Source organism: Enterococcus sp. E4-223, from assembly GCF_035727065.1.
In the GTDB taxonomy this organism is placed as follows: domain Bacteria; phylum Bacillota; class Bacilli; order Lactobacillales; family Enterococcaceae; genus Enterococcus_B; species Enterococcus_B faecium.
The window spans coordinates 85932-101460 of record NZ_JAPMLH010000008.1; the positions used below are offsets into that span (position 1 = coordinate 85932).

The following is a 15529-nucleotide window of genomic DNA, read 5'->3' on the forward strand; positions in this document are numbered from 1 at the left end:
ACATACTACCATTACTAGTAATATATACTACCTTATTTCAGTAGTATATATTATATTATTCTTATAAGACAAGGCTTTAGGCTAGAAAACAATAGATTATATACTACTAAAAAATACAATAAGTACTACCAATGTCAGATATATATAATAATTATGTACTACCATTAAAATTAACTTATTTAATAAGATACTACTGTATTAATCTGAAAAAAATTACTTTAAAGTAGTTACATACTACCTGTTAAATTAGATACTACCATTAATACTTAAATTAGATACTACCTATATTTATATTAAGTACTACCGTTCTAGGAATAAGATAATAAAAAAATACTACCAAATTGCAATTAAATACTACTTAAAATGTAAAAAATAAGAACTACCCAAATTAGGTAGTTCTTAATAAGAGAATATCAGATAAATTTGTACAAGTCATAAAAAAATTAATCTTAAATTTTTTAAATATATATACTTGTTAATTATAAACTACTTTATTTAGGTAGTACATAATTAACAGATAAAACTACATGCTTGTAGTTTGTCTAGCTAATGAGTTGCACATGATTTATATAAAGGTGTGCAGCATAACTTAGTTGAAGTTAAGAGAATAGAATAAATATTTTTTGTTTTGCTAATAATTAAACACTACCTAAATATGGTAGTGTTTAATTATATAATATTCATTTTGTTACAAATAATCGTATTATAAAAGCATAACAATTGAGATAACTATTTTTTAGATTATTTAAGTACTACTTAAATTAGGTAGTACTTAAATTTTGGTTTAAGGTAGTAGGTAATTAAGAAATAATATATATCTTCTTTTATAATAGAAGGGGAGAGGCCTAGTTAAAAGCAGCGACAATTAATAACAATGTATTTAATGCTTCACAAAATCCATTTGGTGGACAATGCATTGTTATTAGCGATGATCTACCGTTCTAAGTAGTTTTTTCTATTGGTTGCATTCGTGACTAATTATGGTATAATTGTGAGTAACAAAGAGGTGTTTCATTATATCACCAAACCCCATCAGCGTGCAGGCTGATGGGGTTTTTTTTACGTTTCTATATTATAGAATTAACTGGTAGGCTTACTGTCTTTTTTGGCAATTTTGCAATCAAGCCATTTGCAGAGGTAACTGCACACTACATCTGCAAGTGGCTTGATTGCAAAAACAAAATCAAAAAGGTATTTCATTATATCTCCTCCTCCCCTTGCCAGATTAGGCCGGGGTAGCAGACAGCAAAACTATTATAACATAACTGAAATACCTAAATGACATATACAGATATGATAATTGATGTATTGATTTTTCTAACAAAAGCACATATTTTAATATATACTACCTATTTTAGGTAGTATATATTTTTAGATACAATATCGATCAGTTTTGAGGAAATGAAATTCTAGATATTTTTTGCTACATAGAGTTACTTTCAATATTTTTTAACGTATTAGGCAGAAGTCACTCATCCTCTATAGGTTTGTGATGAAATTGCTATTGATCCATTTAAGTAAGAGCAAAAAACTGGAGGTTTATCAGGTAATTGGTCTAATGGATTTAAGTATGCGGTCACCGTGTATAGAGTTGCTTATGAGATTCAAGAAAATAAAGTTATTCCAGTATTGCTATATGGAACACATAACAATTTTTATGAATTAGCCGAGAACACTCGCAACTTTATTCGTGTAGATGAATCGGCTTCGGTTGAGTTATAACTTTAGCTATATCAATCAACCGACCGACATATGTTAAATCTATATATAATAAAAATACCTACTTAAATGGATGTTAACGGAAGTGTATGGTGAGTAGTTCACTCGTATTTTGATATCGTTTGTACATGTTTTCAGCGTTCTAAGTGGCTTATTTTGTCCAATAATAATATGGAGTGGAATCCCTTAAGAAACACCGTTGGCAATTGTTGTTATAACATGTTATAATTTATTTATCAAAAACTAAAAGGAGTGTGATAACATGGGAAAAGAACTAAAGGTTAGAAAGATCGGCAATAGCGTGGGAGTGATCCTTCCAAGCTCTCTTGGATTAAAAAGCGGAGACACTATCCAAGCCAAACAAGAAGGCAACTTATTCATATTAGATACTACTCAAATAGCAAAAGAACACGATCGCAAATTGATTGAAGAAAGTTTCCAAGACTTTGAGAAAGGTTTAACAGTTTCAGAAATTGAAATGGTAAAAGCTTTCGGAAAATATGGCTGGAGTGAATAGATGAAAGAGTACACGCTAGTTTATTCTAAAAGTTTCCAGACCAGCCTTGAAACGATAATAGAAGAATGGGAAAATGAGCTTGCTCTTTCTCCAGCCAGCATAAAAAGATTTGTAGGTGCGATCCAGAAGGCTTTAGAACTAACCAAAAATTTTCCAACTATGCATGAGGAAGTTTCCGAAATCTATGGAATGGATATCCCAACATATCGGATCGTGATCGGCAAAAGCTATGCCTTATTTTATCGGATCGACCATGAAAAAAAAGAGATACTTGTAGGACGTATTTTCCAATCTAAACAAATGAAACTAGGCTTTTAACAATAATTAGGCAAAAGTCGCTCATCCTCTACAGGTGGGTGATTAATGCCGCTCGATATGGTTGTTAACCGTCGGTTACTCGAAGATTGATATATAAGACTTAGTACCTTTTTATTTTGCTCCATGTTATGGCCGAAGGTCTAAAGATACAATCATTAGTCTAGAGAAAAATTAAGAACCGTAGGAACTACGGGGATCGCTTGGTGAATAAGAGACACTGCTATTAGTGAAAAAATAAGATATCAAGTACGCTCTATTCCCAAAAATTTCGTGACTTTACTCATGAGAGGTTCAAGTAGTATATTTTTAATCAAAATTGACGTAACTTTTAATAAATACTACCTAAATAAGGTAGTATTTATTTTTGTGTTTTAAAAGAGGAAGTCCAATATATCTATGGGGGTTCTGTTGCAAAGTTTTAAATCTACTATCAAATAAGGTAGAATAATAGAAAAAGATAGCAGGAAGAATGACGATGAATCATTTTAAAGGAAAGCAATTTCAGCAGGATGTGATTATTGTAGCCGTGGGCTACTATCTTCGTTATAACCTTAGCTATCGTGAAGTTCAAGAAATCTTATATGATCGTGGCATTAACGTTTCTCATACGACGATTTATCGTTGGGTGCAAGAATATGGCAAACTACTCTATCAAATTGGGAAAAAGAAAAATAAAAAATCCTTTTATTCATGGAAAATGGATGAAACGTACATCAAAATTAAAGGAAAATGGCATTATTTGTATCGAGCCATCGATGCAGATGGTTTAACCTTGGATATTTGGTTACGTAAAAAACGGGACACACAAGCAGCCTATGCTTTTCTTAAGCGGTTAGTGAAGCAGTTTGATGAACCGAAGGTTGTAGTCACAGATAAAGCCCCCTCTATTACAAGTGCCTTTAAGAAACTAAAAGAATACGGCTTTTATCAAGGGGCAGAACATCGTACCATTAAATACCTGAATAATTTGATTGAACAAGACCATCGTCCAGTAAAGAGACGCAATAAATTCTATCGAAGTTTACGCACTGCCTCTACCACGATTAAAGGCTTGGAAGCCATTCGAGGATTATATAAGAAAACCCGAAAAGAAGGCACTCTCTTCGGGTTTTCGGTCTGTACTGAAATCAAGGTATTATTGGGAATCCCAGCTTAAATCATAGATACCGTAAGGGATTTTATTCTTTATTTAAAACTTTGCAACAGAACCCCCATGGGCCTCACCTCGCAAGGGAAAAGACAGCCACCGCCCTTAAAACTTCCTGCGTAATCCATTATACAGGTGAATTAAGTGTTGACCAAGCACAATAAAAATTAAGTCATGGGGTTTCATAGGATCCTAAATTTGATCAAATTAAGAATCAGCAAAACATCTTTTGTAGATACCCTTTTTTTAGTTCTTGGAGTTTTTCAAGCTTACGCTGATGAAGGGTAATAGTGTCATCAAGTTGTTTGAAGAAGGTACCGATTTTTTGTTGTTCTTCAATACTTGGTACTGAGATAGGCATCTTAGCCATTTGTTTACCTGATACTTCTATAAATGTCGATCCAGCACCATTTATTTCACCGTAACGTTTTAATTCAGAAGTTCGAGAAAATATAAAATAGCTATTAAGCAAGTCTTTGTATGGAACAATTGATTGAAAGCCTTGATTAGTACACCCTTCTTTTGCAAGAATAGCAGTGTTTCCAATACCTGCACGTGATGTAAAGAGCACTGTTCCCACTGGTAATATATGAGCTGAACTTTTTTGTAAACCAAGTCCAGTGATCTTTTTTTGACTTTCATCGATATAAATCTGGTTACCGATTTCAACGGGTGAGTACCAATCAATATCACCGTTCCAGTATTCAGAAACATTAGTGCTTGGAGTTCCACCACCGATAATATCTGCGACTTCTCCCAACTTACGCTGTTCCCAAGCGTCAGCAAACCCTGCAAATCTTAATTGTGGGAACTTGCTACCATTTTTAGGGAACAGTTTCTGCAAATAGCCATGTTTAAGTTCCTTAAGCTTAGCTAACTTACGCTGATGAAGAACGTTACTGAAGAAATCTCGCCAAATTCCACGCGGGCATCATCATTTAAACCGATTTTAAAGTGACCGTCTTCTGAACGGGCTTTCCAGAAATAGCGCGAATCATCAATTTTATCAGCCATGTTTATCATCCTTTCCTGCGTATATACGCTACTTTCTATTATCGGACTTATATTGGAAATTTGATAGTAGGAGATAATTAATTTTTACAAAGCGTGGGCCAGATAGTTGCCTTCGGTGCATGTTTCCAGTCGATAATAATCGTAATAAAAAACAAACAGGACTGAACAAAATTACTTTCGTCTCAGCCCCTCATAGTGACACTATTAATATTATCGAATATCCAACGGTTGCTTACTCGTCGGCTTTGGAAAGGCCTTGTCGATTTTTGCCAAATCATCCTCATTTAAGGTTAAAGAAGCGGCCTTTACGTTGTCAACTGCATGCTTAGGGTCGCCGGATTGTGGGATAGCCAAGGTACTGCCATCGCGAATTGCCCAAGCCAATAAAATTTGCCAAGGGGTTGCCTGGTGGGCCTCGGCGACTTCTTTAACGGCCGGATTATTAATTAGCTGACCGCGTTCGTCACCGGCAGCTACCGGGGTGTAGGCGATTAGCGGAATCCCCTGTTTTCGCTGCCATGGTAATAGACTGTATTCGATCCCTCGACTACCGAGGTTATAGAGATCTTCGTTTGCGGCAACCTGATCACCGCCTGGGAGGGCAAGCAGTTCTTTCATATCGGGGAGGTCAAAGTTGGAAACACCCCAATGTTTGATCTTACCTTGCTGCTGCAAGGACTGAAGCGTTTCGACGGTTTCACTTAACGGCACAGCACCACGCCAATGATATAGATATAAATCCACGTAATCGGTTCCCAGTAACTTTAAGCTGGTATCCAAGCTGTGGGACATTCTGTCGGCGGAAGCGTTTGAAGGCAGTACCTTATCAATCAGGAACAATTTTTCCCGGTCAATATTGGCAATGGCCTCACCAACCAGACTTTCACTACGGCCGTTACCGTACATTTCCGCGGTATCGATCACGGTTGCGCCGGCGTCAATACCAGCTTGAATGGCTTTGATTTCCTTTGCGCGGGTTGCAGTTGAATTGCCCATGTGCCAAGTACCAAGCCCGATTGCCGGCACCGTTTTGTCGCCAAGATGTAATTCTCTCATAAAAATGAAACCTCCTATTAGTAGAAGTCCGTTTTTCAGCATAAAATCACTTTGCCAAAAAACGTGTATGAAAATATCGTACTTGTTTTCATTATAGGAGTCTTGGCTTAGTTGCGCAAATAGTTCCTACGCGTATTTTTCAATTTGATTAAAAGCCTGGTTAAGTTCGACCGTGGCTTTTAATCAAATTGAATTAAGGGTAACCCATTAATCAATAGGGTTACGTCAAAACGGCGATCAGGATTGACATCTTGAGTACCAGCTAACCGTGGTCGCACTGCATGCCGTACCACTTCATAACTAGATTTACCGCCAGCAACGTCCGCTTTCCAAAATAACTTGAGCGTCACCGTGCCCAGCTTAGCATCATCACGTTCACCTTCCACTTTGCCAATGCCATTTTCGGCGGCTAGTAACTTAGCTGCTTCGTAAGGTGTCGGGACCTCAATCGCCCGTTTAACCTGATTAAATTCGGTATCAGTTAAAGGGTGTCCCTGCAATTTAGCATAGTTATTGTTATTTAATTTATCACGAAAATTAGCCCATAATTGATTCGGCGTCGCACCATACAGGTCTTTTCGTTCCACCCATTGATTACTTCCGGTCGTTAAGGTTTTAACAACTTCTTTTTCAAATGACAGTTCCAACATAAAAACATTCCTTCTCCCACCTTTAAATTACTCACTAGTTTATTATACGCGAAACGATTGGCAAATAGGTTTCATAATTTGTTAATAGGGTAGATTGTAAAAGTGGCCGTAACGTTCTACATCAGCATTTTAATGAAACCGTACCTTTCAAAGTATTACATACCGATGTTACACAAGTATGCTTGGCCGATACTAAGTGGGCTTACGTTTCAGCTATTACTGACGAAGCAAGCAAGGAAGTTTTAGCATTTCAAGTAAGTAATAGTCCTAACAGTAAACTAATTATGGATACACTCGATGAACTCACAGAAAATATTCCGGAAGGAATAAAACCAATAATTCATTCAGATCAAGGTTGGCATTATCAATTGAATTACTATACCGATAAACTCTCTGAAAAAAATTTATACAAAGCATGTCTCGTAAGGGAAACTGTCTTGATAATGCGCCAATTGAAAGCTTCTTTCATCTTCTTAAAACAGAATGTCTTAATGGATTTCCACAGTGTAAAGATATTGGAGAATTCAAGGAAATCACAAAGAATTACGTCGATTGATTTAACAATCGACGAATATCACAGAAAACAAAAGGCATGACTCCCTGCGAATACAGGGAACATGCCTTAGCAGTTTAAAAATATTCAATTTTGTCTAACTTTTGTGTTGCACTTTACGGCTCATGCTGTTTTAGACTCTTTTTTATGCAATTTTGTCTTAGTTTTTAATAATTTAATGCGCTTTAAAGTAGTTTTTTATGATTTGCTTTTTATTAATTTGCTGGCTTTAATGAAATCTCGTTGTATCCAGAATGAGATTAGCAGTGCCAATAGATCAATCAAAATAAAGGCAGCTAATGTCAAAGTATAATTGTGGAACAGTTGATGTGTTAATGATAATAGTAATGGTCCAACAACTCCGGCAGCAGCCCATGCTGTCAGTACATATCCATGAATAGCTCCTAATTCTTTAGTACCAAAGACATCACCTAAGTAGGCTGGGATGACAGAAAAGCCTGCTCCATAACAAGACATCAACAAGCATAATGCAATGACAAATAGGAGCGGTAATTTGAAGATGAGCATGGCTGAAAGCATTACAATATCGAGAATAAAAATGGCACTAAAAGTAGCAGGGCGCCCGATATAATCAGACAAAGTTGCCCATATCAAACGTCCAAAGCCATTGAAAAGGCCTATGATTCCAACCATAATTGCGGCTGTTTGGACAGACATGCCGGTCATACTTTGAGCCATGGGGGATGCAGCTGAGACAAGGCCGATCCCGCATGTAATATTGATAAAGAACATTATCCAAAGAAAAGTGAAGGATTTAGTTTTGAGGGCTTGGTTAGCTGTTAGCTCCGGTCCTCGGGTTAGACGTGTTCCCTTTTTTTGAGAAATGCTATTTTCAGTAGTGCTTGATAGTGCCAGATTTGGACGAACAATAAACTGTGCAGCGAGCAGCATAATAACAAAATAAAATGTTCCTAAGAGATAGAATGTTTGTTCAAGACCAACACTAGCCATTAGCTGTTGAGCAACAGGACCAGTCAGCATTGCTGCAAAACCAAATCCCATAATAGCTAACCCCGTTGCTAAACCGCGTTTGTCTGGAAACCATTTAATAATTGTTGATACAGGGGTAACGTATCCTGCTCCCAGTCCTAAGCCGCCTATGACACCATATGAGAGATATAATAGCCAAATTGAATTTTGATGGATAGCCCAACCAGTCATAATGGTTCCAGTTCCGTAAAGAAAGCTAGCAATAGTTCCCGTTAGTCTAGGGCCTATTTTTTCAACGACTTTGCCCATAAAGGCGGCTGACATTCCCAAGAAGAAAATAGCGATACTAAATGCAAGAGCGACTGAGGATTCTGCCCAACCATTTTGTTTTGCAATTGGATTAGTAAAAACACTCCAAGCATAAACGGAACCAATCATTAAATGAAACATGACACCTGCAAACGCAACAACATAGCGATTTGTTTTCAACACCAATTCCTCCATTTTTGGTAGTATACGAACAATTTAAACGTTGTTCACAACCATTGTTGGCATATAATAATAATATCACATTTATTATCACGTTTAAACAATTAAATTTTAGTATAAGACGAATTTTAACGTTGGCTAATGAAAAGTACATTTAAGTTAGCTATAGTACTGGGAAAAAACAAATTACGGTTGCTGTTTTTGAACAAATAAAAAAGCACAGGGAACCTAAAGTGCTCCATAATTGTTAGACAAGAAATCTAACAGTTATGGAGCACTTTAAACCCATCTTTTAGGAGCTGATCTTTTGTCTAGTATAACCTATTCCGAACGAATTAAAATCGAAACCTTTTGTGAACTAGGGCTGTCCAATATCCAAATGGGCGTTCGGCTGAACCGATCACCGTCAACAATTTCTTATGAATTATCTCGATGTCAACCATATCAGGCTGAATTAGCACAAACAGATGCCGAATACAAGCGATCACGATGTGGTCGGAAAACTAAGCTGAGCGATGAGTTAAAGCAAAAAATTCTCAACCATTTACGTCTAAGCTGGTCACCAGGAATGATTGCTCACGAATTTAAACTAGCGACTAAATCAATTTATAATTGGTTAAATCAAGGGAAAATTGAGTTTTCTTTAAATGATTTGCCTGAACATGGCGTGCGCCAACGGCGTAACCTTGACCACCGTTCTAAATATAATCAATCATTAGGACGGTCAGACGGTCAATTGAACAGCGACCCATCGTGGTTAATCGACGTAATCGCATCGGTGATTTTGAATTAGATACAATTGTTGGCCCCCGTGGGCATAGTAAGGCAGTTTTATTAACCTTAATCGATCGCAAATTACGTTTCCTTTGGGCCTACCGATTAAAAAACCGGACAGCAGTAACTGTTAATGAAGCCCTAAATAAGTTTCTAGCAACTTTTAATGGCCCGGTGCATAGTTTTACGGTGGACCGTGGCACTGAGTTTAGCGGTCTAGTATCACTTGAAGCACAATACGGTATTAAGACCTATTACTGCCATGCTTATACGCCAGCTGAGCGCGGCAGTAATGAACGCTTTAATCGGAATTTACACTATTTTTATCCTAAGGGGACTTATTTTGAGCACATTAGTGCTCAAGATTTAACGACGATGTTACTCCAAATTAACCAGCGACCGCTTAAAATACTCGACAGGCAAACGCCGTATCAGGTTATGCTGACAAATTTGTCCAAAAATTCGGATTAAATTTGCAATCTACCTTATGAATAAAATAAAAGGCTAGTCACTAACCAAAAATTGGTCAGTAACTAGGCTTTTATTAATTAGTATATTTTAGAAATATAAGTTCAGTTTAATTGCGCAATGAGGGTTTAAAAACGTCTATATAAAAATCCCCCGTGTTACTAACACGAGGAATAAGTTACTTTAACGGTAACAGTTTAAAAATTTATTTTAAAAGAGGTAAACTCATCAAGCTATAGGTTTGAATGCTTATCAATATCAACATTATAAAGCTGATAGGAAGGCATCATTAAATGCTGGGATATCCTTTGGTTCGCGACTGGTAATTAGATTACCATCGATCACAACAGCTTTGTCTTCAATGCGTGCACCGGCATAATACAAATCAGTTTGTACAGTTAAATATGCTGTCATTGTACGACCTTGCACTAACCCGGTTTGAATCATTAATTGTGGCCCGTGGCAAATACTTGCTGTTAACTTATTAGTTGCTAAAAAGAACTTAGTAAATTCGACAAACCGTTGGTCTGCACGTAATTGATCTGGTGAAAATCCTCCTGGGATGAACAATGCATCAAAGTCTTGAGGACTCACTTCATCAATGGATTTATCAATGTTAATCTGAGTACCATGCTTACCTTCAACAGTGCCTTTTTCAAAACTGATCGTTGTCACTTTGTGTCCTGCAGACTTAAGAGCCTCTACAGGTTCAGTATATTCAACGTCTTCGACTAGATTAGTCACCAAAACTGCAACTGATTTTGCCATAATCAAATTCCTCCTTGATTTATAGTATATAATATATACCTATAAATAATATACCACAATAAGGCACTTTTTTGTGCTATCATGATCTTTAGAAAAATTTGGTTCCGAAAAGAGTTTTGTTGAAAAAAATCGGGCGCCACAATTGAGCAACGTCTAGTTTTTCAAGAAGCATTAAATTTTGTTCGAGAAGAAGATACGTTCATGGTAGAAGCAATTGATCGTTTGGGAAGAAATTATGATGAGGTTATTCAGACTGTAAATTATCTAAAGCAAAAAAATGTAAAAAGGGGACAAAAATAAAGAAGGTTCGTAAACATAAATGAAGTCTTAAGTTATGAAACTAATTGCGTAGGAAAAGGTTATTATTAGTTACCCGTGGTGCTAGTTAATTTTAATATCCTAAAGAATATCTCAAAGTTCCTTCAAAACGTCGTTGTGCTCGACTTAATAGAACACTGTAAGCCAGTAATATGCTTTCAAATCTACTCTCTAGCCCTTTAACAGAACGTGAGTTGAAATTTTGACAACCTAATTTTTCTAAGGAAGAACAAACAGTCTCAACTGTTTTTCTTTGTTTTCCAAGTAAGCTGTGGTCTAGTTTTTCTGATTTATCCATGTTTTTACGTGGCGGAACGGATATAGTAATGCCCTTAAGGGCAAGCTTTTCATGGATTTTATGGCTAATATATCCTTTGTCCCCTAGGATATTGGGAAGATTCGCTTCTTCCGATAAAGTCTCTAACACTTTCACGTCATGGACACCTGGATTCGTGATTGAGTAAGTAATCGGAAAGCCAGTCTTAGTAACGATCATATGAATTTTAAGACCATAAAAATAAGATTTTTTTGTTGAGTTATAGCCAACTTTGGCTATTTGGTTCTGTTGCAAAGTTTTAAATCTACTATCAAATAAGGTAGAATAATAGAAAAAGATAGCAGGAGGAATGACGATGAATCATTTTAAAGGAAAGCAATTTCAGCAGGATGTGATTATTGTAGCCGTGGGCTACTATCTTCGTTATAACCTTAGCTATCGTGAAGTTCAAGAAATCTTATATGATCGTGGCATTAACGTTTCTCATACAACGATTTATCGTTGGGTGCAAGAATATGGCAAACTACTCTATCAAATTTGGAAAAAGAAAAATAAAAAATCCTTTTATTCATGGAAAATGGATGAAACGTACATCAAAATTAAAGGAAAATGGCATTATTTGTATCGAGCCATCGATGCAGATGGTTTAACCTTGGATATTTGGTTACGTAAAAAACGGGACACACAAGCAGCGTATGCTTTTCTTAAGCGGTTAGTGAAGCAGTTTGATGAACCGAAGGTTGTGGTCACAGATAAAGCCCCCTCTATTACAAGTGCCTTTAAGAAACTAAAAGAATACGGCGGCTTTTATCAAGGGACAGAACATCGTACCATTAAATACCTGAATAATTTGATTGAACAAGACCATCGTCCAGTAAAGAGACGCAATAAATTCTATCGAAGTTTACGCACTGCCTCTACCACGATTAAAGGCATGGAAGCCATTCGAGGACTATATAAGAAAACCCGAAAAGAAGGCACTCTCTTCGGGTTTTCGGTCTGTACTGAAATCAAGGTATTATTGGGAATCCCAGCTTAAATCATAGATACCGTAAGGGAATTTATTCTTTATTTAAAACTTTGCAACAGAACCATTGAAACTATACACGCTTTATATAAAATTAGCCAAAGAGACAAAAGTCTCTTTGGCTTTTCAGTGATTCATGAGATGAATACATTAATGAGTATCTAAGCATAAAATCAAAAATTAATTGGAAACTCTTTATTAATTTTTTAACTTTGCAACAGAACCATCTTAAATAATACGCAAGGCTTCCTATTTGAATTATAGGTTTAATTTAATAAAAGATATTGTGATTTAGATACTCATCTAACTATTTAATTTATTTTTCGAACTATTAATAGCAGGTAATAAAATTCGTTTAAACACAGGAACTAATACAAGATAAAAGATTAAATTACCCGTTCCATGGAGGATATCAAAAAATAATCCTTGAAAATAATAGGCCCAAAAAGAAGGTAGTTGATATATAAAGACTTCAACTCTCGATACGATCAATCCGTAAAGAAGGCCACATAAAAATGCAATGATTGCTTGGATAGAGATGTGATGCTTAATCAGGGCACAGTTAGATAAAAAATGAAAAACCGTAACGATACTACTGAAGGCGATCAGTTGGCTGATTGTCCAACTACCCATTCCTAAATAAAGGTTCGTGCCTAATAAGCTTACTAAAGTAACGATTAAAGCATCTGTATAACTTCCATAAAAAGCGAGTAAAAGTAGAATGGCTGTCATGGGTTGTACATTCGGTATCCAATTAAAAAGGATTCTACCAACAATACAGGCGGCACTAAATAAAGCGAGGGTGGTAATCCTTCTGATTGGAAAGCGTGAATTAGAGGTTGGTAACACTAGGAAAACTCCCTTGTTTTAATTGATAATAGTTCTCATTGTATCAGAATAAAAATTAATTACAAGATTGAATTACACTTTATATAGTACTATAATCATTGGTGGGCACAATATGTTGTGTTTGTTAATGGTAAAGGTGGTATTATTTAATGGATTATCCTAAAAAATATATAGAAAAATTAAATCAAGATATCTCTTCTTATAAAGAAGTCGCTAAGATAACTGCAGAAATGACTCAAACATTTGATGGGATTTCAAGATTAATCATGCTTGATCGCTATGCATTTAAAGATATGAGCGGAAAAACTTTGACAGTCGGGGATTTGGTTATTTTAACAACCCATGCTGATCCACAATATCCAGCAAGAGGGATCGGAAAAATTGAAGAAATCAATAAGGAACAGTTGATAATTCGAATTGAGGAAGAATTTCAAAGCTCGTTAACTGATCCAGAAGAAATTGCTTCAGGACGAGTGATTCGAAATATAAATGAGGTTGAGAAACCGCTTGAACTTTATTTTGAACAAATTGCAGCTCGTGTTGCTAGAGGAATCTCTGATATTGAAGGAGAAAAAAAAGCTCAGTTTTTTACCGAGTTTTATCAGCATTTGACAGAGCAAAATCTCATTCCTGCTGGTCGTGTACTTTATGGTGCAGGAACGAATTCAGAAGTAACATACTTTAATTGCTACGTTATGCCATTCATCCATGACTCTCGTGGGGGCCTAGCAAAACATCGTCAAGAAGTGATGGAGATTATGAGTCGCGGTGGCGGTGTAGGAACGAACGGTTCAACGCTACGGCCAAAATCGGCGATCGTCCACGGGGTGAATGGGAAATCATCAGGTTCAGTTTCGTGGCTCAATGACTTAGCTAATTTGACGAATTTAGTTGAACAAGGCGGGAGTCGTCGGGGAGCACAAATGATCATGTTGAATGATTGGCATCCAGATATTTTTGAATTCATTATCTCTAAGATTCAGAATCCGGCCATCTTACAAAATTTGATCCACACTAGCCAAAGTCCGACAGTGCGCCAATTAGCTAGTGAAAAACTGACTTTTGAACCACTGACAGCAAATGAAAAAGAATGGTTAGAATTTTTGGTTGATCATCCGACAAATGATATGGAGGATAAATTTTTAAAAACGGCTCAACAGAAATTAAAAGCGGGTGGTACGTACAGTGTGAAAGACCCTGATTTCTTGACCGGAGCCAATATCTCCGTCTGTTTAACAAAAGAATTTATGGAAGCTGTCGAAACCGACCAAACTTATGAGTTACGCTTTCCAGCAATCGAAGACTATGACGCTAGTGAAATGGCTGATTATGATCAACATTGGATGGAAATTGGAGATGTCAGAGAATGGGCTGAAACAGGGCGTAAAGTAAAAATACATCAAACGATCAAGGCTCGCGAATTGTGGGATTTGATTACTTATTGTGCAACATATTCAGCAGAACCGGGAATATTTTTTATCGATAATGCTAATGAGATGACCAATGCTCAAGCCTACGGACAAAAGGTAGTTGCAACCAATCCATGTGGGGAACAGCCATTGACGCCTTATGCGGTATGCAATCTAGCAGCAATTAATTTAGCCAATATGGTTGATAAAAAAACGAAAGTTGTCGACTTTGAAAAATTAACTGATGTCGTAAGAGCTAGTGTTCGTTTTCAGGACAATGTAATTGATGCGACGCCTTACTTTTTTAAAAAAAATGAGCAGCAAGCTAAAGGTGAACGACGCGTTGGACTTGGGGTCATGGGATTGGCAGATTTATTGATTTATTGTGAAAAAGTCTATGGATCTGAAGATGGAAACCGTTTAGTAGATCAAGTATTTGAAAAAATTGCTGTTACGGCTTATCAAACGTCCGTCGAACTAGCAAAAGAAAAAGGCAGCTTCCCATTTTTAGTAGGCAAAACAGTCGAGGAAACAACCGCGCTTCGTCAACGTTTTATTGAATCGGGTTATATGAAGAAGATGCCGGAATCAATCCGACAAGCGATTCTAAAATACGGTATTCGTAATTCTCATTTACTAACAGTCGCACCAACAGGGTCAACGGGTACTATGGCTGGTGTTTCAACCGGACTAGAACCATATTTCTCTTTTTCTTATTTTAGAAGTGGTCGCTTAGGAAAATTCATTGAAGTTAACGCTGAAATAGTCAGTGAATATTTAGAAAAAAATCCAGAGAAAACTGCGGATAATCTACCACCATTCTTTGTCACTGCCATGGAGCTTTCACCAAAAGATCACGTGAGTGTTCAATGTACGATCCAACGTTGGGTAGATAGCTCTATCTCAAAAACAGTCAATGCACCTAAGGGTTATCAAGTGAAACAAGTAGCTGCGATCTATGAAGATCTGTATCAAGGCGGTGCTAAAGGTGGAACTGTCTATGTGGATGGTAGCAGGGATTCGCAAGTGTTGACACTTGAAGCAGATGACAATGTATTTGAAGAACCTGTAGTAGGGGTGGCAGATAATCAAATTACTCTTGACTCATTAGAATCATCAGAAGCAGAAGAAATATGTCCGATTTGCCATGAGGGTAGAATTGAAGAAATTGGTGGTTGCAGTACCTGCACTAACTGTAAAGTACAACTAAAATGTGGCTTGTAAA

Annotated in this window: 10 protein-coding genes and 9 pseudogenes; 11 read left to right on the forward strand and 8 right to left on the reverse strand. The window is 36.7% G+C overall.

Annotated elements, in window-relative coordinates; all coding sequences use genetic code 11:
- Positions 1-858: 858 nt before the first annotated feature.
- The 5 genes and pseudogenes from OS139_RS11355 to OS139_RS11375 form a co-directional block, all read left to right on the forward strand.
- Positions 859-945 (forward strand): annotated as a pseudogene (locus tag OS139_RS11355) (single-stranded DNA-binding protein); the annotation flags it as partial.
- Positions 946-1497: 552 nt separating this feature from the next.
- Positions 1498-1722: pseudogene (locus OS139_RS11360) on the forward strand (type II toxin-antitoxin system RelE/ParE family toxin).
- A 259-nt stretch (positions 1723-1981) separates the two neighbouring features.
- On the forward strand, positions 1982-2236 hold the full coding sequence (locus OS139_RS11365) for an AbrB/MazE/SpoVT family DNA-binding domain-containing protein (protein WP_002290397.1): 255 nt from the start codon (positions 1982-1984) through the stop codon (positions 2234-2236).
- Positions 2237-2554: a type II toxin-antitoxin system RelE/ParE family toxin gene (locus OS139_RS11370; protein WP_002290394.1), complete on the forward strand. Its 318-nt coding sequence runs from the start codon at positions 2237-2239 to the stop codon at positions 2552-2554.
- Positions 2555-3029: 475 nt separating this feature from the next.
- Positions 3030-3710, forward strand: a complete 681-nt coding sequence (locus OS139_RS11375) for an IS6-like element IS1216 family transposase (protein ID WP_325066934.1) — start codon at positions 3030-3032, stop codon at positions 3708-3710.
- 205 nt (positions 3711-3915) lie between these two features.
- Here OS139_RS11375 and OS139_RS11380 read toward each other — a convergent pair.
- The 4 genes and pseudogenes from OS139_RS11380 to OS139_RS11395 all read right to left on the reverse strand — a co-directional run.
- Positions 3916-4593: pseudogene (locus tag OS139_RS11380) on the reverse strand (restriction endonuclease subunit S); the annotation flags it as partial.
- The gene (locus OS139_RS11385; RefSeq protein ID WP_002336197.1) at positions 4575-4715 is read right to left on the reverse strand and encodes a hypothetical protein; all 141 of its coding nucleotides are present in this window, start codon (positions 4713-4715) and stop codon (positions 4575-4577) included. The gene OS139_RS11385 and the pseudogene OS139_RS11380, both read right to left, overlap by 19 nt.
- Before the next feature lie 210 nt (positions 4716-4925).
- Complete coding sequence (locus OS139_RS11390; RefSeq protein WP_002314393.1) at positions 4926-5771, reverse strand: aldo/keto reductase; 846 nt, start codon at positions 5769-5771, stop codon at positions 4926-4928.
- A gap of 129 nt (positions 5772-5900) precedes the next feature.
- Positions 5901-6421: pseudogene (locus tag OS139_RS11395) on the reverse strand (type I restriction endonuclease); the annotation flags it as partial.
- Between the two features lie 182 nt (positions 6422-6603).
- Here OS139_RS11395 and OS139_RS13695 point away from each other — a divergent pair.
- Positions 6604-6762, forward strand: a pseudogene (locus OS139_RS13695) (hypothetical protein); the annotation flags it as partial.
- 74 nt (positions 6763-6836) lie between these two features.
- A pseudogene (locus OS139_RS13700) lies at positions 6837-7055 on the forward strand (IS3 family transposase).
- A 117-nt stretch (positions 7056-7172) separates the two neighbouring features.
- Here OS139_RS13700 and OS139_RS11400 read toward each other — a convergent pair.
- A complete protein-coding gene (locus tag OS139_RS11400; protein WP_025476815.1) occupies positions 7173-8414 on the reverse strand; it encodes an L-lactate MFS transporter in 1242 nt (413 codons plus the stop codon).
- A gap of 307 nt (positions 8415-8721) precedes the next feature.
- Between OS139_RS11400 and OS139_RS11405 the strand changes: the two are divergent.
- A pseudogene (locus OS139_RS11405) lies at positions 8722-9659 on the forward strand (IS30 family transposase).
- Positions 9660-9920: 261 nt separating this feature from the next.
- Here OS139_RS11405 and OS139_RS11410 read toward each other — a convergent pair.
- Positions 9921-10424, reverse strand: coding sequence for a type 1 glutamine amidotransferase domain-containing protein (locus tag OS139_RS11410; RefSeq protein ID WP_002316746.1), 504 nt, complete (start codon positions 10422-10424; stop codon positions 9921-9923).
- 88 nt (positions 10425-10512) lie between these two features.
- On the opposite strand from OS139_RS11410, the pseudogene OS139_RS11415 reads away from it, so the two are divergent.
- A pseudogene (locus OS139_RS11415) lies at positions 10513-10709 on the forward strand (recombinase family protein); the annotation flags it as partial.
- Positions 10710-10815: 106 nt separating this feature from the next.
- Here OS139_RS11415 and OS139_RS11420 read toward each other — a convergent pair.
- A pseudogene (locus OS139_RS11420) lies at positions 10816-11304 on the reverse strand (IS982-like element ISEfm1 family transposase); the annotation flags it as partial.
- A gap of 70 nt (positions 11305-11374) precedes the next feature.
- On the opposite strand from OS139_RS11420, the gene OS139_RS11425 reads away from it, so the two are divergent.
- Positions 11375-12058 carry an IS6-like element IS1216 family transposase gene (locus tag OS139_RS11425; protein WP_002329884.1) on the forward strand — a complete coding sequence of 228 codons (684 nt, stop codon included), beginning with the start codon at positions 11375-11377 and terminating at the stop codon, positions 12056-12058.
- A gap of 291 nt (positions 12059-12349) precedes the next feature.
- Here the strand turns inward: OS139_RS11425 and OS139_RS11435 are convergent, their stop codons facing one another.
- Positions 12350-12895 carry a hypothetical protein gene (locus OS139_RS11435; protein WP_002314384.1) on the reverse strand — a complete coding sequence of 182 codons (546 nt, stop codon included), beginning with the start codon at positions 12893-12895 and terminating at the stop codon, positions 12350-12352.
- A 149-nt stretch (positions 12896-13044) separates the two neighbouring features.
- Between OS139_RS11435 and OS139_RS11440 the strand changes: the two genes are divergently transcribed.
- Entirely contained in the window at positions 13045-15528 is a 2484-nt protein-coding gene (locus tag OS139_RS11440) for a vitamin B12-dependent ribonucleotide reductase (protein WP_002314383.1), read from the forward strand.
- The last annotated feature ends 1 nt before the right edge of the window (position 15529 follow it).